12 protein-coding genes and 1 other RNA gene are annotated in these 20,626 nt (G+C 67.7%); 10 read left to right on the forward strand and 3 right to left on the reverse strand.

All coding sequences use genetic code 11. The annotated features are described in order from the left end of the window. Positions 1-430 precede the first annotated feature (430 nt). Complete coding sequence (locus AC06DU_RS02120) at positions 431-2,155, reverse strand: ABC1 kinase family protein (RefSeq protein WP_024938244.1); 1,725 nt, start codon at positions 2,153-2,155, stop codon at positions 431-433. Positions 2,156-2,393: 238 nt separating this feature from the next. Here AC06DU_RS02120 and AC06DU_RS02125 point away from each other — a divergent pair, with 238 nt between their 5' ends. Next, positions 2,394-3,335: a DUF808 domain-containing protein gene (locus AC06DU_RS02125; protein WP_016901675.1), complete on the forward strand. Its 942-nt coding sequence runs from the start codon at positions 2,394-2,396 to the stop codon at positions 3,333-3,335. A gap of 154 nt (positions 3,336-3,489) precedes the next feature. Here the strand turns inward: AC06DU_RS02125 and AC06DU_RS02130 are convergent, their stop codons facing one another. Continuing rightward, entirely contained in the window at positions 3,490-5,109 is a 1,620-nt protein-coding gene (locus AC06DU_RS02130) for a GGDEF domain-containing protein (protein WP_024938243.1), read from the reverse strand. A 486-nt stretch (positions 5,110-5,595) separates the two neighbouring features. Between AC06DU_RS02130 and glgA the strand changes: the two genes are divergently transcribed. From glgA to AC06DU_RS02170, 8 genes are all read left to right on the forward strand, one after another. Then, on the forward strand, positions 5,596-7,179 hold the full coding sequence (gene glgA, locus AC06DU_RS02135; RefSeq protein ID WP_161961144.1) for a glycogen synthase GlgA: 1,584 nt from the start codon (positions 5,596-5,598) through the stop codon (positions 7,177-7,179). Then, on the forward strand, positions 7,176-9,407 hold the full coding sequence (locus tag AC06DU_RS02140; RefSeq protein WP_478203426.1) for a 1,4-alpha-glucan branching enzyme: 2,232 nt from the start codon (positions 7,176-7,178) through the stop codon (positions 9,405-9,407). The genes glgA and AC06DU_RS02140 overlap by 4 nt, the downstream gene beginning before the upstream one ends. Before the next feature lie 2 nt (positions 9,408-9,409). Beyond that, on the forward strand, positions 9,410-11,167 hold the full coding sequence (treZ, locus tag AC06DU_RS02145; RefSeq protein ID WP_102580303.1) for a malto-oligosyltrehalose trehalohydrolase: 1,758 nt from the start codon (positions 9,410-9,412) through the stop codon (positions 11,165-11,167). Next, on the forward strand, positions 11,164-13,113 hold the full coding sequence (malQ, locus tag AC06DU_RS02150) for a 4-alpha-glucanotransferase (RefSeq protein WP_478203427.1): 1,950 nt from the start codon (positions 11,164-11,166) through the stop codon (positions 13,111-13,113). Before treZ ends, malQ begins: the two co-directional genes overlap by 4 nt. Beyond that, on the forward strand, positions 13,110-15,713 hold the full coding sequence (treY, locus tag AC06DU_RS02155) for a malto-oligosyltrehalose synthase (protein ID WP_478203428.1): 2,604 nt from the start codon (positions 13,110-13,112) through the stop codon (positions 15,711-15,713). The genes malQ and treY overlap by 4 nt, the downstream gene beginning before the upstream one ends. A gap of 13 nt (positions 15,714-15,726) precedes the next feature. Then, the gene (locus AC06DU_RS02160; RefSeq protein ID WP_005993048.1) at positions 15,727-15,900 is read left to right on the forward strand and encodes a DUF2934 domain-containing protein; all 174 of its coding nucleotides are present in this window, start codon (positions 15,727-15,729) and stop codon (positions 15,898-15,900) included. 124 nt (positions 15,901-16,024) lie between these two features. Then, on the forward strand, positions 16,025-18,187 hold the full coding sequence (gene glgX, locus AC06DU_RS02165) for a glycogen debranching protein GlgX (RefSeq protein ID WP_016901662.1): 2,163 nt from the start codon (positions 16,025-16,027) through the stop codon (positions 18,185-18,187). Positions 18,188-18,203: 16 nt separating this feature from the next. After that, positions 18,204-18,836 carry an NAD(P)H-binding protein gene (locus AC06DU_RS02170; RefSeq protein WP_478203430.1) on the forward strand — a complete coding sequence of 211 codons (633 nt, stop codon included), beginning with the start codon at positions 18,204-18,206 and terminating at the stop codon, positions 18,834-18,836. Between the two features lie 583 nt (positions 18,837-19,419). Here the strand turns inward: AC06DU_RS02170 and AC06DU_RS02175 are convergent. After that, entirely contained in the window at positions 19,420-20,196 is a 777-nt protein-coding gene (locus AC06DU_RS02175; protein WP_478203431.1) for an SDR family NAD(P)-dependent oxidoreductase, read from the reverse strand. A gap of 214 nt (positions 20,197-20,410) precedes the next feature. On the opposite strand from AC06DU_RS02175, the gene AC06DU_RS02180 reads away from it, so the two are divergent. Continuing rightward, positions 20,411-20,485, forward strand: a non-coding RNA gene (locus AC06DU_RS02180) — sX9 sRNA. Positions 20,486-20,626: the final 141 nt, after the last annotated feature.

Raw genomic sequence — 20,626 nt, forward strand, 5'->3', positions numbered from 1 at the left:
GCCTTGCTCGCCATGTCCTGCGCCACACCCAATGTGACACCCGGATGACGGACTATGCCGCGCTGAAGCTGACTGAAATGTTTGTTGGAGTTGCGTGCTTGCCGTAGCGCGGCACAGCGTGCGCGGTGACGATCAGCTGGTCGCGGTGGCGCTCGCCAAGGGATCCACGGTTTCTGTACTCCGCATCTGCGCGGCTCTCGCACATCGGCGACGTCTCGATAACGCCACATCGCCCGATTCCCTTCGACCGCTGGACGCGGCGGTCTTTGCATGCGACGCCGGTTAAGCCGCGTCGCGCCCGGGTGCGCTCCTACGCGTGTGTGTGGCGCTATCGATGCCCGCGTTCTTCGCGCGCACGCGGCGGTCTTGGTAGGCGACACCGGGTAACGCGATGTCGCGCCCGGGTGCGCTCCTACGTATGTGTGTGGCGCTATCGATGCCCGCGTTCTTCGCGTGCACGCACACGGCGGTCGAACAGCAGCGCGCTGAGCACGATGCCCAGGCCCAGCACGACGCCGAGCAGGAACAGCACCATCGCGATCGCCGGATAGCCCCATAGCTTCAAGCCGGTTTCGATACGCATCATCTGCGCCGAGGCCATGATCAGCGCCGCAGTCACGATGCCGGCCGCGACGCGGTTGGCGATCTTCTGCAGGCTTTCCATCAGATGCGATTCTTCCAGCCCGGTGACGCGCATCTGCAGGCGGTTTTCCGCCGCCAGCGACAGGATCTCGGACATGCGGCGCGGTCCTTCGCGCACCAGATGCTGCAGTTCCATCGCCTCGCTGGCCAGATTGGCCGCCGACAGGGATTTTTTCAGGCGTGCGCGCATCACATGCTGCAGGTGGCGCTCGACGATGCGACGCGTGTCCAGGTGCGGCGACAGCGTGCGGCACACGCCTTCCAGGTTCAACAGGGTCTTGCCGAGCAGGCTCAGCTCCGGCGGCGTGCGCAAGCCGTTGGCGGTGGCGATGCGCACCAAGTCCAGCACCACGCGGCCCTCGGAGGTGGTGTCGTGCGCGGCGTAGCGGGCGATCATCTGCCCGGTTTCGCGCTGGTAGCGGTCTTCGTCGTAATCCTCCAGGCGCGTGCTCAGCGCGATGGTCTCTTCGGCGACCTCTTCCCCACGGCCGTCGACGGCGGCGAACAGCAGCTTGAGCAAGCGCTCGCGCAGGCGCGGCGGCACATGCGCGACCATGCCCAGGTCGAAGATCGCCAGGCGCCCGTCCTGCAGCACGCGCAGGTTGCCCGGATGCGGGTCGGCATGGATCTCGCCATGCACGAACATCTGGTCCAGGTAGCCCTTGACCAGTTCTGCGGCCAGTTTGTCCATTGGCTGCTCGGTGCGGCGCAGGCCGGAGATCTTGTCCACGCGCACGCCTTCGGCCAGCTGCATGGTCAGCACCTTGCGGCTGCTCAGGTCCCACACGGGTTGCGGGATCCACAACAGCGGAAACGGCTTGAGATGCTTGCCGAAGCGCACCAGCGTCTCGGCCTCGTCCTCGTAATTGAGCTCGGCGCGCAGGGTCTTGCCGAATTCGCCCAGCCAGTCGGCAAAGCGTACGCGCCGGCCGATGCCGGTCAGGCGGTCGGCGGCGGTGGCAAAACTCTTGAGCACGTCCAGATCCGAGCGTACCTGGGCGGCGACTTCGGGCTTTTGCACCTTGACTGCCACCGGGGTGCCGTCGCGCAGGGCGGCCCGGTGCACCTGCGCCAGCGAGGCGCAGCCGAGCGGCACCGGATCGAAAAACGAGAACGCCTTGTTGACCGACACGCCGAGTTCTTCTTCGATGATCTGGCGGATGCGCTCCACCGGCACCGAACTGGTGTTTTCCTGCATGCGCTCCAGCGCCGTGGCGAACTCCGGCGGCACGATGTCCGGCCGCGTGGACAGCATCTGGCCGAGCTTGACGAAGGTGGGGCCGAGCGCTTCCAGGTCGGAGACGAACTGGTCGGGCGTGCCTTCGGCGGGCACTTCGTACTCGTTGATCGCAGCCGGATCCAGGTTCATGCCGGCAAACACGCCCGACCCGCGATACCGCAGCAACAGGCGCAGGATCTGCGTGCGACGGCTCATGCCGCCCACCACGCCGGTGTCGGCGGGGATCGCGGCCTGGGCCGGTGTGCGGTACGGGTCGTTCGGACTCAAGGCCATCTCCGGCGGTCGTGCAAGAGCGCGAGTGTGGCCAGCGGCGGGTCGTCGGGCGGTGAATCCAGACAAGCGGCTACGGCGCGGTCGTGTGCGGCGAGGCCGACGGGCATGGCCGAATCATGCGGTCGGCGGGCGTCGGGATCGCCCACCAACGGTCGGCAACGGCGTGCAACCGCCTGCCATCACCCCATACGGGCGCAGGATCGGCGAGAATCCACCGCCACTCACGAAGGACCCCCGCATGGCCGGTGCCAGCCTGTTCACCCTGCTCGACGACATCGCCACGCTGCTGGACGACGTTTCCATCCTGACCAAGGTCGCGGCCAAGAAGACCGCCGGCGTCCTGGGCGACGACCTGGCGCTCAATGCGCAGCAGGTCACCGGCGTCACCGCCGACCGCGAGTTGCCGGTGGTGTGGGCGGTGGCCAAGGGCTCGCTGATGAACAAGGTGATCCTGGTGCCGGCGGCACTGGCGATCAGCGCCCTGGAGGCCTGGCTGCGCGGGCGCGGCTACAACGTGCCGCTGGTGATGCCGCTGATGATGATCGGCGGTGCCTACCTGTGCTTCGAGGGCGTGGAGAAGCTGGCGCACAAGTTCCTGCACAACCAGGACGAGGAAGCGCAGCGGCATGCCGAGCGCACCCGCGCGCTGGCCGACCAGAACGTGGACGTGGTGGCGCTGGAAAAGGACAAGGTCAAGGGCGCGATCCGCACCGACTTCATCCTGTCGGCGGAGATCATCGTGCTGTCGCTGGGCGTGGTGGCCGGGGTGTCGTTCGGCCAGCAGGTCGCGGTGCTGGTGGCGATCGCCCTGGCGATGACCATCGGTGTGTACGGTCTGGTCGCGGCCATCGTCAAGCTGGACGACCTGGGCCTGTACCTGAGCAAGAAGGGCGCGGCGTTGGCGGCGCTGGGCCGCGGCATCCTGGTGGCCGCGCCGTGGCTGATGAAGTTCCTGTCGGTGGCCGGCACGCTGGCGATGTTCCTGGTCGGCGGCGGCATCCTGGTGCACAACATCCCGGCGCTGCATCACCTGGTGCAGGACCTGGCCAAGTCGGCCGGCGGCATGGGCTGGCTGGTCGATGCACTGGGCAACATGCTGGTCGGCGTGGTTGCCGGTGCGATCGTACTGGGCGCGGTGATGCTGTTCCAGAAGCTGCGCGGGAAGCCGGCAGCGCACTGACGCCGTCCCGCGGCGGGCCAGGGGAGCACCTGGCCGCCGCACGGAAGCGGTTGGTCGTAGTGGGGCCCGGCGGCAACCGAAAGATCGGCGGCGTCTCTGCGTCGTGCGTCGGTGATCCGGTCCGACCGGTCGATGCGGCAGGCCGCGTTCGCGGCTAGTCGGCGCTGATCACCCGATTCTTGCCGGCCGCCTTGGCGTCATACATGGCGCGGTCGGCACGGCGGATCACATCGTCCTGGGCCTCGTCGAGATGGCGCAGTGCCACGCCGCCGCTGAAGCTGACGAACACGCGCACGTCCTCGTGCAGCAACGAGCGCTGGGCCAGTGCGCGCTGCAGGCGGATCACCGCCGCGCTGGCTTCGAAGATGGTGGAGTCCGGCAACAGCAGCACGAACTCCTCGCCGCCGAAGCGGGCGATGGCGTCGGTGGTGCGCAGCACCGACTTGGCCACGTCCACGGTATGGCGCAGCGCGGCGTCGCCACCGGCGTGGCCGTGGGTCTCGTTGAGGCGGCGGAAGTCGTCCAGATCCAGCATCGCCACGCACAACGGCTGCCCGCCGCGCTGGGTGCGTGCGGCCTCGCGCTGGAACAGTTCCTCGAAGCCACGGCGGTTCAGCGCGCCGGTCAGCTGGTCTTCGCGCACCAGCCCGGCCACGTCCTTGAGTTCCTGTTCGAGCGAGGCGATGCGCTGCTCGGCGTCCTCGACCTGGCGGCGTGCGGCCAGCAGCTCGTCGCGTGCGGCCAGCGCCTGCGCCTGCACCCCGGCAGTGTCCTGTAGCACGTCCTGCAACAGCCGGTTAAGGTCGGGAATGCTGCGAGCGTCGCCGATCGCCTGCGAATAGCCGGCAACGCGATCGTGGTACTCGCCGGTGCTGGTGGCCATGCCGTCGAGCCGGTCGACGAAGGACACCATCATCTCGCGCATCGCGGTCTTGGAGTCGGCAATGCCTTGCTTGAGCAGGCCCTGCTTGTAGATGACCTCGCGCAAGGTGCCGCGTGCCTGTTCGATCGAGCTGACATCCAGCGGCCCGGAGATCAACTGCCGCACCACCGAGATCTGGCCCTGCAGCCAGCTGCGATCGTCGAGCAGTTCGCCGACGTTCTCCAACAGCAGGTCGAACAGGCCGAGCAGCAGGTTCTGCTGCTCGCTGGCATCTTCGGCACGCAGGCCGATCTGGTGACTCAGTTCGCGCAGGCGCTGTTCCAGCGTGATCAGCTCATGGCCGGGGCGCCAGTGGCGCAGTGCCGATGCCAGGGTCTGCGCTTCCTCGGCCAGTTCCGGGCTGCGTTGCAGCAGCGTGGCCAGGGCATTGCCCAGCGCGTGCCGCAGCAGGTCGCGCAGTTGTTCGGCTTCGGTGCGCCCTTCGGCCAGCGAGTCGCCGGTATCGATGGTGCGGATGTACTTGTCGATCAGTTGCCGCAGGGTGCGGCCGTAGCCGGGCCAGTCGCCGGCCGCATAGGCTGCGCTCAGGCGCACGCCCATGTCGCCGAGTTCGCCATGCAGGCTGGTGATGCCTTCGGCGAAGGCCAGCAGCAAGGCCTCCGGATGGGCGGCATGCGAGAACAGGCGCATCAATAGGGCGGTGGCGGCCGCCGGGTCGTGCGCGCCGGACTTGTTCTTGGCCGGCACCAGCTGATGCGCGGCCAGGCCGTGCCCGCCGCCGATCACGCTGGGCAGGGCGGCGGCCGGGCGCGCGCTGTCCGCGCCGCCCCAGGGCAACAGGCGGCGCAGCCCGCCACGTGGGCGGCTTGGGAGTTCAGGCTGGTCTGCCATGCGCCGGGGTCTCGGAAAGTCGTGGTGCCATTGCGGGTTATCGGCGCGCGGGCGTCGCGCTTAAGCGGTCTGGGCAGGTCTGCGCAGTTCCGGCAGGCAGCCCCGATGCCAGGCAGTAGACGACAGCGGTCCTGCGTGCGCGGCTGAACAAGTCATGCGGGTGATGGCGGGCGCCGCCGTCGTTGCCCGCTTTCGGTGCGTTTCAACAACCGCGCACCACGGCAGGGATGTCATCGCACTGTAATGCGCCGCTTATGCCTTTAGAGCTACGCAACCATGCGCAAGGGAATGTAGATGTCGCAGAAAAGTCAGCACGTATTCACGCATATTTTATTTGCCCGGGGTGTAGATTCGTCCCAAGGACAACGTGGAGTACGCGCGTTGGCCCCGCTCCTCATTCGTAGCAGGTCGTCTGGCTGAATCGGCAGATGATGGTTGTCGCTTCGCTGTTTTTCCGTCTCCACCCACTTTACGACGGACGTTTAGATGGTTGCCATGATGCCGCTTCACGCTACTACCGCACGCTTAGAGCGCAGCACGATGCTCCCGACTCTGAAGAAGAGCGGGCGGCCGCGTGATGCGCGTGGCCGCTTCATTCGCCATCACGAGCGCCTGCCGGTGTCGCCGGCCGATACCCGCGGCGCCTTGTTCGTGGTGTCGGAGATGGCGGACTTCATCAAGGCGGGCGGTCTGGGCGATGTGGCTGCGGCGCTGCCACGCGCGCTGCGCCATCGCTACGACGTCCGTGTGCTGATCCCCGGCTACCGGGCGGTGCTGGCGCGGGCGGGCAAGGTGGAGATCGTCGGCCGGGTGCTGGCGCATGCCGCACTGCCGGCCTGCGACATCGGCCGCATCGTGCAATCGGACGGGCTGCCGATCTACATCCTGCTGTCCAAGGAATTGTTCGAACGCGACGGCTCGCCCTATGTGAGCACCAGCGGCTCGGAGTTCGAAGACAACGCGATCCGCTTTGCCACTCTGTCGCATGCCGCCGCGCAGATCGCCGCCGGCCATGCCGGGCTGGGCTGGAAGCCGCGCCTGCTGCACCTCAACGACTGGCCGTGCGCGCTGGCGGCCGCCTATGTGCGCTGGTCCGGCGGCAGCACGCCGTGCCTGTTGACCATCCACAACCTGGCCTACCAGGGCCTGGTGCCGTATTCGATGGCCGCTGCGCTGGGCATCCCGGCCGAGCGTGTGGCCGAGCTGGAGTTCTACGGGCAGATGTCGTTCCTGCGCGGCGGCATCGTGCATGCCGACCACGTCAATACGGTCAGTGTCAGCTATGCCCAGCAGATCACCGGTCCGGCGCAGGGCTGTGGCCTGGACCGCCTGCTGGCCGGCCGCGCCGCCAAGGGCGCGCTGACCGGCATCGTCAACGGCATCGACGCCAGCTGGGACCCGCGTACCGACGAATATCTGGACACGCACTTCAGCGTCAATCAGTGGCAGGGCCGTCAGGCCAACGCCGCGCAGGTGCGCAAGGCCTTCGGGCTGCGCGAGAGCACCGGCCCGCTGTTTGCGGTGGTGTCGCGGCTGGTGCACCAGAAGGGCCTGGACCTGATCTGCGAGGTCGCCCCGCAGATCGTGGCGGCCGGCGGCCAGATCGCGGTGATCGGCGGCGGCGAGCCGGAGATCGAGCAACAGGTCGCCGAGCTGACCCGGCGCTATCCGGGCCAGGTCGGTGCCTTCATCGGTTTCGAGGAAGGCTTGGCGCGGCGCATGTTCGCCGGTGCCGACTTCCTGCTGATGCCATCGCGCTTCGAGCCGTGCGGCTTGAGCCAGATGTATGCGCAGCGTTTTGGCTGCCTGCCGATCGCGCACGCCACCGGTGGCCTGATCGACACGGTGGATGACGGCGTCACCGGCTTTTTGTTCCAGCACGCCAGCGTGGAAGCGTTGCGCCGCTGCCTGGAGCGCGCATTCCGCACCTTCCGCCTGCCCAGCCTGCTGTCGGCGATGCGCCGCGCGGCGATGCTGCGTCCCAGTGGTTGGGATGTGGCGGGCAAGAAATACCTCTCGCTGTACGAACGCACCGCCGCAACCGCTCCCGCGCTTGCGACGGTGTCATGAGCGAACGGCTGGGCGTGCAGGGGCAGGAGACGGAAGCGACGGCGGTGACCATGGATGGGATGGCGGATCTGGTGCAGAGCGTGCAGGCGCTGGCCGATGGCCTGCCTGCCGATGCATTCGCGGTATTGGGCCCGCATTCCCAGGCGGACGGCCGCCGGCTGGTGCGCGTGCTGGCGCCCGGTGCCGAGGCCATGGGCTTGATCGATCCGCGTGGCAAGTTGCTGGCGCGCATGCAGGCCGGCCCGGTCGATGGCGTGTTCGAGGGCACGCTGGCGGTCGAAGGCCCGTATCGGCTGCGCATCGTGTGGCCGGACGTGGTGCAGGAGATCGAAGACCCTTACGCCTTTGCCGCCACGCTGGACGAATCCACCCTGCTGCAGATCGCTGCCGGCGATGGCCAGGCGTTGCGCCGTGCCCTGGGTGCCCAGCACCTGCACTGCGACGACGTGCCCGGGGTGCGCTTTGCGGTGTGGGCGCCGCATGCGCAACGCGTGGCGGTGGTAGGCGATTTCAATGGCTGGGACGTGCGCCGGCACCCGATGCGCCCGCGCATCGGCGGGTTCTGGGAGCTGTTCCTGCCGCGTGTGGAAGCCGGCACGCGTTACAAGTACGCCATCACCGCTGCCGATGGCCGCGTGTTGCTCAAGGCCGACCCGGTGGCGCGCCAGAGCGAATTGCCGCCGGCCACCGCCTCGGTGGTGCCAGGCGCGGCAGCGTTTGCCTGGACCGACGCCGCCTGGATGGCCGCGCGCGATGCCAATGCCGCGCCGGCGCCGCTGTCGATCTATGAGGTGCATGCCGCGTCCTGGCGGCGCGATGGGCACAACCAGCCGCTGGACTGGCCAGGACTGGCCGCACAACTGATCCCCTATGTGCAGCAGCTCGGCTTCACCCATATCGAGTTGCTGCCGATCACCGAACATCCGTTCGGCGGCTCCTGGGGCTATCAACCGCTGGGGCTGTATGCACCGACTGCGCGCCACGGCAGCCCGGATGGCTTTGCCCAGTTCGTCGATGCCTGTCATCGCGCCGGTATCGGCGTGATCCTGGACTGGGTCAGCGCGCACTTTCCCGATGATGCACACGGCCTGGCGCAGTTCGACGGCGCCGCGGTGTACGAGCATGCCGACCCGCGCGAAGGCATGCATCGCGACTGGAACACGCTGATCTACAACTACGGCCGGCCCGAAGTGACCGCCTACCTGCTCGGCAGCGCGCTGGAGTGGATCGACCACTACCACCTCGACGGCCTGCGCGTGGATGCGGTGGCCTCGATGCTGTACCGCGACTATGGCCGTGCCGAAGGCGAGTGGGTGCCCAACGCGCATGGCGGCCGCGAGAATCTGGAAGCGGTCGCCTTCCTGCGCCAGCTCAACAGCGAGATCGCCACGCGCTTTCCCGGTGTGCTGAGCATCGCCGAAGAGTCCACCGCCTGGCCGGGCGTGACCGCGCCGATCAGCGAGGGCGGATTGGGCTTCACCCACAAATGGAACATGGGCTGGATGCACGACACGCTGAGCTACATGCAGCGCGACCCGGCCGAGCGCGCGCAGCACCATAGCCAGCTCACCTTCGGCCTGGTGTACGCGTTCTCCGAGCGTTTTGTGCTGCCGCTCTCGCACGACGAAGTGGTACACGGCAGTGGCGGCCTGCTCGGGCAGATGCCCGGCGACGACTGGCGGCGCTTTGCCAACCTGCGCGCCTACCTGGCGCTGATGTGGGCGCATCCAGGCGACAAGCTGCTGTTCATGGGCGCCGAATTCGGCCAGTGGAACGACTGGAATCACGATCAATCGCTGGATTGGCATCTGCTCGATGGCGCCGCGCATCGCGGCGTGCAGCAACTGGTCGGCGATCTCAATGCCGCATTGCGACGGGTGCCGGCGTTGTACCGCAGCACGCATCGTGCCGACGGCTTCGACTGGAGCGTGGCCGACGATGCGCGCAACAGCGTACTGGCATTCATCCGCCACGATCCCGATGGCGGCGCACCCTTGCTGGCGGTGAGCAACCTCACCCCGCAACCGCACCACGACTATCGCGTTGGCGTGCCGCGTGCCGGCGGCTGGCGCGAAATCCTCAACACCGACAGTGCCCATTACGGTGGCAGCAACCTCGGCAACAGCGGTCGCCTGGCGACCGAGCCGATGGGCATGCACGGGCACGCACAACGCCTGCGCCTGACCCTACCGCCGCTGGCCACAATCTATCTGCAAGCGGAGAAATAAGAATGAACGAGCGCAACGACACCACGCCGGCATGGGGTGCATGGCCAGCGGGTGAGGGACAGGTGCGCTTCGCGCTCTGGGCACCGGATGCCAAAAGCGTGGAAGTGGTCTTCGACGACGGCGCGCGCATCGCGTTGCAGGCCGCGCAGGATGGCTTCTTCAGCGCGGTGATCGAATGCGCGGCGGATGCGCGCTATCGCTACAGCGTCGATGGCGGCGAACCGGTGCCGGATCCGGCCTCGCGCTGGCAGCCCGAGGGCGTGCACGGCCCCAGCGCCGTGCAGCGCAGCGATGGCTACGCCTGGCAGAACAGCCAGTGGCAGGGACGGCCGTGGGGCGAGGCGGTGATCTACGAACTGCACGTCGGCACCTGCGGCGGCTATGCCGGTGTGCAGGCGCAACTGCCGCAGCTGGCGGCGATGGGCATCACCGCGATCGAGCTGATGCCGCTGAGCGCATTTCCGGGCGCGCACAACTGGGGCTACGACGGCGTGCTGCCGTATGCACCGGTAGAAGCCTATGGCACGCCGGACCAATTGAAGGCGCTGATCGACGCCGCGCACGGACACGGCCTGATGGTGTTGCTGGACGTGGTCTATAACCACTTCGGCCCGGACGGCAATTATCTGCACAGCTATGCCGCCCCGTTCTTCAACGAGGACAAGCCCACCCCATGGGGCGCGGCGATCGATTTCCGCAAGCCGCAGGTGCAGCGTTACTTTCTCGACAATGCGCTGATGTGGCTGCACGAATACGGCTTCGACGGCCTGCGCCTGGATGCGGTGCATGCGATCACCCCGAACGCCTTCCTGGATACCTTGCGGCAGACCGTGCAGGCCAGCCTGCCGGCCGGCCGCCATGTGCATCTGGTGCTGGAAAACGAGGCCAACCAGGCGTCGCAGCTGCAACGCGGCTACACCGCGCAGTGGGACGACGATTTCCACAACGCCCTGCACGTGCTGCTGACCGGCGAAGAGGAAGGCTATTACGCCGCATTCGCCGACAAGCCCACCGAACACCTGGCGCGCGTGCTCGGCGAAGGCTTCGCCTACCAGGGCGAGCCGGACCCGCGCGGGCATGTGCGTGGCGAGCCCAGCGGGGCGCTGCCGCCGCACAAGTTCGTGGTCTTTGCGCAGAACCACGACCAGATCGGCAACCGTGCGCGCGGCGAGCGGCTGAGCGTGCTGGTCTCGCCGCAACGCCTGCGTGCTGCGCTGGCGCTGACCACGCTGACGCCGATGATTCCGCTGTTCTTCATGGGCGAGCCGTGGGGCGCCACGCAGCCGTTCCTGTTCTTCACCGACTTCGGCCCGCCGCTGGACGATGCGGTGCGCGAAGGGCGCCGTCGTGAATTCGCGCATTTCGCCGCATTCGCCGACGAAGCGCAGCGCGCCACCATTCCCGATCCGAACAGCCACGATACCTTCGCCGCCTCGCGTTCGCCGATCGAAGACGCCGCGCAGGGCGAAGGCGTGCAGTGGACAGCCTGGTTCAAGGCGCTGCTGGGCGTGCGTCGCCAGTGGCTGGTACCGGGGCTTGCACAGGCACGCGCGGTAGGCGCCAGCGTGCTGGCCGACGGCGCGGTGACCGCCAGCTGGGAGCTGCCCGACGGGCTGTGGCATATCGCCTTCAACGTCGGCGCTTCGGCGGTGCCGATGCCGCCGCTGCGCGGCCGCGTCGCGCATGTCGAAAACGTCGCTGCCGATGCGCAGCAGTTGCCGGTCGATGGCTTCATCGCCTGGCACGAGGCGCGCGCATGAGTACCCGCGATCTGAGCAGGAGCGATCTACATGCGCTGGCCGGCGCGGCCGGGGTGATGGTGGACTGGGTGGATGCCAGCGACCAGCCACGGCAGGTGTCCGACCAATCGCTGCATGCGGTGCTCACCGCGCTGGAACTGCCTGCCGGCACCGCTGCGCAGCGCGAAGACAGCCTGCGTCGCTGCAAGGCGCACGCCACCGAGCCGGCGCCGCTGCTGACCGTGCAGGTGGCCGGGTTGCTGCCGGCGTCGGTTTCCGCCAATGCCAGCGGCCGCTGGCTGGACGACAGCGGCGCCAGCGAGCCGGCGCATGCCGATGCGCAGGGGCAGGTGCGTGCGCCGCAGCGTTTCGGCTACTGGACGCTGCAGATCGGCAGCCTGACCCAGCAGGTTGCGGTCGCCCCGCAACGCTGCTTCAGCGTGGCCGACGCCTGCGGCCTGCCGGCACCGCGTGCCTGGGGCATGGCGCTGCAGGTGTATTCGGCACGCAGCATCGACGACGCCGGCATCGGCGACGCATCCGGCACGGTGGAATGGGTGCGGCATGCCGCACTGGCCGGCGCCGATGCCCTGGCCCTGAGCCCGGTGCATGCCGCGCGCCCGGTCACCGGCGGCTACAGCCCGTATTCGCCCAGCGACCGGCGTTTTCTCGATCCCCTGCATGCCGCACCGGTGCGCATATTGGGTGAGCTTGCACTGGAAGCGATCAACCAGGTGCCCGGCCTGCGCGAGCGCTTCGATACGCTGCACCACAGCGCCCTGATCGACTGGCCGGCCTCGGCGCAGGCCAAGTGGCAGCTGCTGCGCCATCTCTACACCCGCGTGCCCGCCGATCATCCCGATCTGGCTGCCTTCCGCAGCGAGGGCGGCGAGGCGCTGGAGGGCTTTGCACGGTTTGCCGCGCAGGATTTCGGCGACGGCGATCCGCAGCTGCACGTGTTCACGCAATGGCTGGCGGCGCGCAGCTGGTCCGATGCGCAACGCGAGGCGCACGAGCGCGGCATGAAGATCGGTTTGATCGCCGATCTGGCCGTCGGCTTCGATCCCAATGGCGCCGAAGCCGCGGCCGCCGCCGACACCGTGCTGCGCGGCCTGGTGCTGGGCGCGCCGCCGGACGCCTTCAATGCCGACGGCCAGCACTGGGGCATCGGTGCGTATTCGCCCACCGCATTGCGGCGTAGCGGCTATGCGCCGTATATCGCACTGTTGCGCGCAGTGCTGCGCGACCGCGGCGGCATCCGCATCGACCATATCCTGGGGCTGTTGCGGCTGTGGGTGGTGCCGGAAGGCGCCAGCTCCAACGAAGGTGCGTATCTGGCCTATCCGCTGCACGATCTGCTCAACCTGCTCGCGCTGGAATCATGGCGGCACCGGGCGATCGTGATCGGCGAGGACCTCGGCGTGGTGCCTCCGGGCATCCGCGAGGAACTGTCCCGGCGCGGGGTGATGGGCATCGATGTGTTGATGTTCACCCGCGACGACGATGGCGCCTTCGTCTCGCCAGCGCTGTGGCGGCCGGATGCGGTGGCCACCACCACCACGCACGATCTGCCCACCCTGACCGGCTGGCGCGAAGGCCGCGATATCGACTGGCGACGCAAGCTGGAACTGATCCAGCCCGCGCAGGCCAGCGATGACGCCACCGCGCGCAGCAAGGATCTGGCACGCCTGGATGCGGCGGTCGAACACGCCGGCCTGACCGCGGCGGACGACCCGCTGCTGGGCGCGCTGCGCTTCACCGCCACCAGCGTCTCGCCCCTGGCCTTGCTGCCGGTGGAAGACGCGCTGGCGCTGGAAGAACAACCCAATCTGCCGGGCACCGTCGAGGTCCATCCCAACTGGCGTCGACGCCTGCCCGATCCCTTGCCGCATGCGCGCCTGAGTACGGCGCTGCAGGGCTTTGCCGAGGCGCGTCGCGTCGCGGCCGTTTCGGAACCGCATCCATGATCGAACTTCGCGCCACCGCCCGCCTGCAGCTGCATGTCGGCTTCACCCTGCACGATGCGCTCGCGCAGGTGCCGTATTACGCCGGCCTCGGCATCAGCCATCTGTACCTGTCGCCGATCGGCACTGCGGTGCCGGGCTCGACGCACGGCTACGACAATATCGACCCGACCGTGGTCAATCCCGAACTCGGCGGCGAAGACGCGCTGATCGCCCTGTCGCAGGCCGCGCGCGAGCACGGCATGGGCCTGATCGCCGACATCGTGCCCAACCACATGGCCACGCATGCGGACAACGCATGGTGGTGGGATGTGCTGCGCAATGGCCGCAGCGCCAAGCATGCCGACTGGTTCGACATCGACTGGCGCGCGCCCGGGCGCGACGGCAAGTTGTGGCTGGCGGTGCTGGACCGCCCGTATGCCACCGCACTGGCCGAAGGCCTGATCACGCTGGTGGTGGAGGACGACGGCAGCGCGGCTCTGGCGCATTACGACCAGCGTTACCCGATCCGTCCGCAGACACTGGAAGTGCCGGAAAAGGCCGCACGTGCGCAATGGCTGCGCGACTATAACGACGGCGCCAAGCGCGGCGATGGCCGCCTGCACAAGCTGATCGAGCGCCAGCCGTACCGCCTGAACTGGTGGCGGGTGGGCAACGACATGCTCAACTACCGTCGTTTCTTCGATATCACCTCGTTGGTGGCTCTGCGCGTGGAGCTGCCGGCGGTGTTCGACGCGGTGCATGCGCTGCCGCTGCGGCTGGTGGCCGAAGGCCATCTGGATGGCTTGCGCATCGACCATGTGGACGGGCTCACCGACCCCACCGGCTATGTGCGCAAGCTGCGCAGCCGGCTGGATGCGGCCGGCCGCACGCGTGGACTCAAGCCCGGCACGCTGGGGTTGTATCTGGAAAAGATCCTGGCGCCCGGCGAAGCCTTGCCGGCCGACTGGCCCTGCGATGGCACCACCGGCTACGACTTCATGGACCAGGTCGGCGGCGTGCTGCATGACCCGGCCGGCTTCAAGCCATTGGCGCGTGCCTGGCAAAAGGTGAGCGGGCGCAGTGGCGATTTCGCACAGGAAGAGCGCAGCGCACGCGACGAGATCCTGCGCGGCCCGCTGCAGACCGAATTCAATCGCGCCGTCGGTGCGTTGTCGGCACTGGCGCGACTGGACCCGCCCACGCGCGAGTTCAGCCCGCAGATGCTGGCGCGCGGCCTGTGCGTGTTGCTGCGCTGGTTTCCGGTGTACCGCACCTACGCCGGTGCCAAGGGCGTGACCGGCAGCGAAGCCGAGCGCTTGCGCGCCACCGCCGCGCGTGCGCGCGAGGGCATGCCGGAGTCGATCGTTGCGGCGGTCGATGCGATCGAGCGCTGGCTGCTCGACGATGCCGGCGCCGACCGCGCGCAGGTCGCCTTGCGGCGCATTCTGCGTCGTCGCGTGGAGCAGTTGTCCGCACCGCTCAATGCCAAGTCGGTGGAAGACACCGCGTTCTATCGGCATGGCGTGCTGCTGTCGCGCAACGAGGTCGGCAGCCATCCGACCCACTTCGCCAACGAGGCGGCCGAGTTCCACGCGCAGAATCTCGAGCGCGCCAAGCACTTCCCGCGCGCGTTGCTGGCCACCGCCACGCACGACCACAAGCGCGGCGAAGATCTGCGCATGCGGCTGGCGGTGCTGTCCGAGCAACCGCGCTGGTGGATCGAGCAGAGCAGCCAGTTCGATGCCTTGACCGAGACGCTGGACTCGCCGGCCTTGGCCGGTGGCGACCAGCAGATGCTCTGGCAGACCCTGGTGGCCGCCTGGCCGATCGGCCTGGGCGCCGACCAGACCGAACCGCTGGCCGAGTACGCCGAGCGCATTGCGCAGTGGCTGCTCAAGGCGGTGCGCGAAGCCAAGCTACACACCAGCTGGACCGATGGCTCGCCGGCCTACGAGCAGGCCGTGCAGGCCACCGTGGAGCAGGTGCTGTGCAGCCGCGCCGGGTTGCCGCTGCGGCGGGCGCTGCTGCGCGCCAGCAACCACATCGCCGCGGCCGGCGCGCGCAATGCGCTGGTGCAGACCACGCTGCGCCTGACCGTGCCGGGCGTGCCCGACCTGTACCAGGGCACCGAAGGCTGGGATCTGTCGCTGGTGGACCCGGACAACCGCCGCCCGGTCGACTACGCGCAGCGCCAGCAGTGGCTGGCGCAGGCGCGCGACTGGAACACGCTGCTGCGCAGCTGGCGCGATGGCGCAGTCAAGGCACGTCTCACCGCACTGCTGTTGCAGCTGCGTGCTGAACATCCGTCGCTGTTTGCGAAGGGCGACTATCAGCCCTTGACCGTCGCGGTCAGCGGCGATGCGCAGGTGCTGGCGTTCCGCCGCCAGTACCGCGGCCAGTCGCTGGTGGTGGCAGTCACGCGGCTGGGTGCCGGCAACCAGGGCGATGGTGATCTGCCGCTGCTGGTGCCGCCGGCCAACTGGGGTCAGGCGTCGTTGGCATTGCCGCACGCCACGTATCGTAATGTGCTCGATGGCAGCACACTGCAGCCGCAAGGCGGCCGCGTGGCGATATCCACGCTGTTTGCACGTGCGCCAGTGGCAGTGTTGTTGACCCCCTAAGAGAACGTAAGCAATGAACGACACGGAACGGCAAGCGCGGCTTCGCCAGTTGGCACAGGAGATCTGGGAGGCCGAAGGCCGCCCGGACGGCCACGCAGATCGGCATTGGGCCATGGCCGAACGGCTGGTGGATGCCGAAGAGCGCGCCGCCGAACAGGCCGGCCCGCCGGTGACTGCACGCCAGTAACGGTGCATCTGTCACCTTGCATGGTTCACCCTGCAGGCTGTGCCGTGCCAGGGTGAGCGTGCCCAGGCACACAGGCACCCGCATTCGCTCAGCGTTTTGAGTTCACCGTTCTCAGGAGTTACCGATGGCCACCCGCAAGTTCACTCAGCGCTCGCGCATTCGCGAAGGCCGTCCCAATCCGCTCGGCGCCACCTGGGATGGCCTGGGGGTCAACTTCGCGCTGTACTCGCGCAACGCCACCCGGGTGGAACTGTGCCTGTTCGACGAGCGTGGCCGCGAGCAGGAGCGCCTGGCGCTGCCCGAATACACCGACGAGGTCTGGCACGGCTATCTGCCCGACGCACGCCCCGGCCAGCTGTACGGCTACCGCGTGCACGGACCTTATGCGCCCGAGGCCGGGCACCGCTTCAACCACAACAAGCTGCTGCTGGACCCGTATGCCAAGCAGATCGTCGGCGAGCTCAAATGGGCGCCGCATCTGTTCGGCTACACCATCGGCCACCGCGACAAGGATCTGAGCTTCGACCGTCGCGACAGCGCCGCGTTCATGCCCAAATCGGCGGTGATCGACCCGGCCTTCACCTGGGGCCAGGACCGCCCGCCGCAGACGCCGTGGAACCGTACGGTGATCTACGAAGCGCACGTGCGCGGGCTGAGCATGCTGCATCCGGCAGTGCCGCCGGAAAATCGCGGCACCTTCTCGGCCCTGAAGACCGATGAGCTGATCGACCATATCAGCTCGCTCGGCGTCACCGCGGTGGAGCTGCTCCCGGTTCACGCCTTCGTCGACGACCAATACCTGCTGGAAAAAGGCCTGCGCAATTACTGGGGCTACAACACGCTGGGCTTCTTCGCGCCGCAGGCGCGCTACATGTCCACGCGCACCGTGGCCGAGTTCAAGCAGATGGTGGCGCGCCTGCATCATGCGGGGCTGGAAGTGCTGCTGGACGTGGTCTACAACCACACTGCCGAAGGCAACGAGCTGGGGCCGACGCTGTCGTTCAAGGGCATCGACAACGCCAGCTACTACCGCCTGGCCGACGATCGCCGCTTCTACATCAACGACACCGGCACCGGTAACACCTTCGACCTGACCAACGTCGGCGCGTTGCGCATGGTGATGGACTCGCTGCGCTACTGGGTGCAGGAAATGCATGTCGACGGCTTCCGCTTCGACCTGGCCAGCATCCTCGGCCGCGAGCGCTATGGCTTCGATCCGTCGGGCAGCTTTCTCGATGCGGTGCGCCAGGACCCGGTACTGAGCCAGACCAAGCTGATCGCCGAGCCGTGGGACATCGGCCCGGGCGGTTACCAGGTCGGCAACTTCCCGCCGGGCTGGGTGGAATGGAACGACAAGTTCCGCGACAACGTGCGCGCGTTCTGGCGTGGCGACGGTGGTCAGCTGGCCGAACTGGCCACGCGCCTGACCGGCTCGGCCGACCTGTTCAACCATAGCGGCCGCCGCCCCACTGCGTCGGTCAACTTCGTCACCGCGCACGACGGCTTCACCCTGCGCGATCTGGTCAGCTACGAAGGCAAGCACAACTTCGCCAACGGCGAAGAGGGCAGGGACGGCAGCGACCACAATATCTCGGCCAATTACGGCGTCGAAGGCGACACCAACGACCCGGCCATCAAGCAGCTGCGCCGTCAGCAGATGCGCAACCTGCTGGCCACGTTGTTGCTGTCGCAGGGCACGCCGATGCTGCTGGCCGGCGACGAGTTCGGCCACAGCCAGAACGGCAACAACAACGCGTATTGCCAGGACAACGAACTGACCTGGATCGACTGGACTGCCGCCACCAAGGCCGCTGCCGCCGATCAGGCTGCATTCGTGCGGCGGTTGATCCGCATCCGCCAGCGTTATCCGCTGCTGCATCGCGCCCGCTTCTTCGACGGCAAGTTCGACGAAGCGCTGGGCCTGAAGGATCTCACCTGGCTGGCACCGGACGGCCACGAGATGGACGAAGCCGGCTGGCACGATCCGGAAGCACGCGCGCTGATGCTGCGCCTGGATGGCCGCTCGCCGACCACCGGTCTGCGCGAGATCGCCGCCAACGTGACCTTGCTGATGCTGATCAACGCCGCCTCTACCAGCGTGTCGTTCACGCTGCCTGCGATGCACGACGAACATTGGCGCGTGCTGGTCGACACTGCACGCCATGGCGGCCGCGTGGTGGCCGGTGGCAGCGAATGGAAGGCGCCGGCGCACTCGCTGACCTTGCTGGCGGTGGAGCGCGATCGCATCGCCAGCAGCGCACGCATCGTCTCCGAGGGCGCACGCTGATGGCAGGGGCGGTCTGATGGACGTGCTGCTGGCAGGGGCCACCGGTCTGGTCGGCGGACATGTTTTGCAACAGCTGCTGGCCGACGCGCGCTGTACCGGCGTGGTGGCGATCACGCGCCGGCCGCTGTCGCAGATCCATCCCAAGCTGCGCAACCAGGTGATCGATTTCGAGCGCCTGGAGCACTGGATCGCGCCGCGCATGGAAGCGGCCATCTGCGCCCTGGGCAGCACGATGAAGCAGGCCGGTTCGCGCGAGGCGTTCTACCGCATCGATCACGACTACCCGATGGCGCTGGCACGCGCCGCCTGCGCGCAGGGTACCTCGGTGTTCGTGCTGAATTCGGCGGCCGGTGCCGATGCGCACTCGCGCATCTTCTACAACCGCGTCAAGGGCGAACTGGAACGCGACCTGCGCGCGGTCGGCTTCCCCTCGCTCACCTTCGTGCGCCCGGGCCTGATCGGCGGCGAACGCGAGCAGCGGCGCACCGGCGAACACATCGGCAGCCTCGTGCTGGGCGCGCTCGGCCCACTGCTACCACGCCGCTTCCGCATCAACCCGGCCGAACGCATCGCCGCCGCCATGGTGAGCGCCGCGCTGGCACCGGCGCGTGGCGAGCACAGCGTCGAGGCTGCGGAGTTGGTTGGCTAACGCCGCCTCATCGCCTCGTCGCGAGGCAGCCGGATAGAGGTGAGGCGCCGCCGTATCGTAGGAGCGTGCCTGCGCGCGACGGGGCGTTACCGGTAAAGCTTCATCGCGCGCAGGCACGCTCCTACAGGTTCACGCGCAGCGGATCGGCATCTCCGCCAGCACAAATAACGTGCTCACACTCCCAACGACTGCCCACCCTTCATCAGCACCTGCCCGTCGTCGCGAGGGCATTGCAGAGGGAGAAACTGCTTGTCTGTTGTTCGTAGGAGCGTGCCTGCGCGCGACGGGGCGTTACCGATAAAGCCTCGTCGCGCGCGGGCACGCTCCTACAGGTTCGCGCGCAGCGGACCGGCGTGTTCGCCAGCACAAATCCCCGCTCACACTCCCAACGACTGCCCACCATCCATTAGCACCCGCCCCGTCGTCGCGAGGGCGTTGCAGAGGGAGAAACTGCTTGTCTGCTATTCGTAGGAGCGTGCCTGCGCGCGACGAGGCGTTACCGATAAAGCTTCATCGCGCGCAGGCACGCTCCTACGGGTTGGCGTGCAGCGGATCGACATGTTCGCCAGCATAAATACTCCGCTCACACCCCCAACGACTGCCCGCCATCCACCGCCAGTATTTGCCCGGTGATCCAGCGTGCTTGCGGCGATGCGAGAAACAACGCCGCATCGGCGATGTGCTGCACTTGACCGAATCCCCCGAACGGGATGCTGTCGCGGATGCGGGCATACAGCTCCGGTTCTTGATCGCGGCGGCGGGCCCATAGCCCGTCCGGAAACTCGATAGAGCCTGGAGCGATTGCGTTGACGCGGATACGCTCGCGTGCGAGCTCGGCGGCCAGCGTGGTGGTGTAGTAATTGAGCGCCGCCTTGGCGGTGGAATAGGCGATCGCACGTGATGTGGGGCGTTGCGCATTGATCGAGCTGATATTGAGGATCACTGCCGCATCGCTGTTGCGCAGATGCGGCAGTGCGGCGCGATTGCAGCGCACTGCGGCCATCAGATCCACGTCCAGGCCGGCTTGCCAGCTTGCGTCGTCGTTGCCGTGTCCATAGCCGGAGGCGTTGTTGATCACCACGTCCAGGCCATTCAGTGCCTGCACTGCGGCCTGCACATAGGCCTCGATCTGCGCAGCGTCCGACAGGTCGCAGGCGAAGGTGTGTACCGGGGCTCCATGAGGCGCCAACGCGTGGGCGGCCTGTGCCAGGCCATCGGCATTGCGTGCGCACAGCGAGACCTGCGCGCCGTTGTGCACGAACGCTTCGGCAATCGCCAGGCCGATGCCACGGCTGCCGCCTGCGATCAGCACGCGTTGATTGCGCGGCGAGATTTGCGTGGATGCTGCGGAAATGGACATGGCGGACACTCAATCGGAAACCGACATTATCGAGCAGCCCGGTCATGACGCGGTGCTCGGTACCGTTACAGTGTTGAACGCAGCATCGCAATGTCTGCTGTCCGTTCCACAACTTCCACCGCTTCTGCCAACGACGCGCCGGCCACCGCGCGTAGCGGGCTGGCGATCTACTGCGCTCATCCCCAGGCGCGCGCGGCCGGTGCTCGGAATTGCCATGTGCCACTCGTACACTCAGGTTTTGAGCGCCGTCCACACGCCCCGAGCGATTGTTCGCTACGTGTTGTCAGCCACCCTAAATCGCGGTGCGCAGCGCTGCGCTGCGAGCCAGGTTGGGGGCCATGCACCGACACCTGGCTGCGGCCGCGTGCGCTGTCATCTTTGTGCAATGCCGTCCGCACGCCGCTTGCGACACAAGCCTCATCACCAAGCA

The sequence above is a fragment of the Xanthomonas sp. NCPPB 3200 genome (assembly GCF_056393585.1).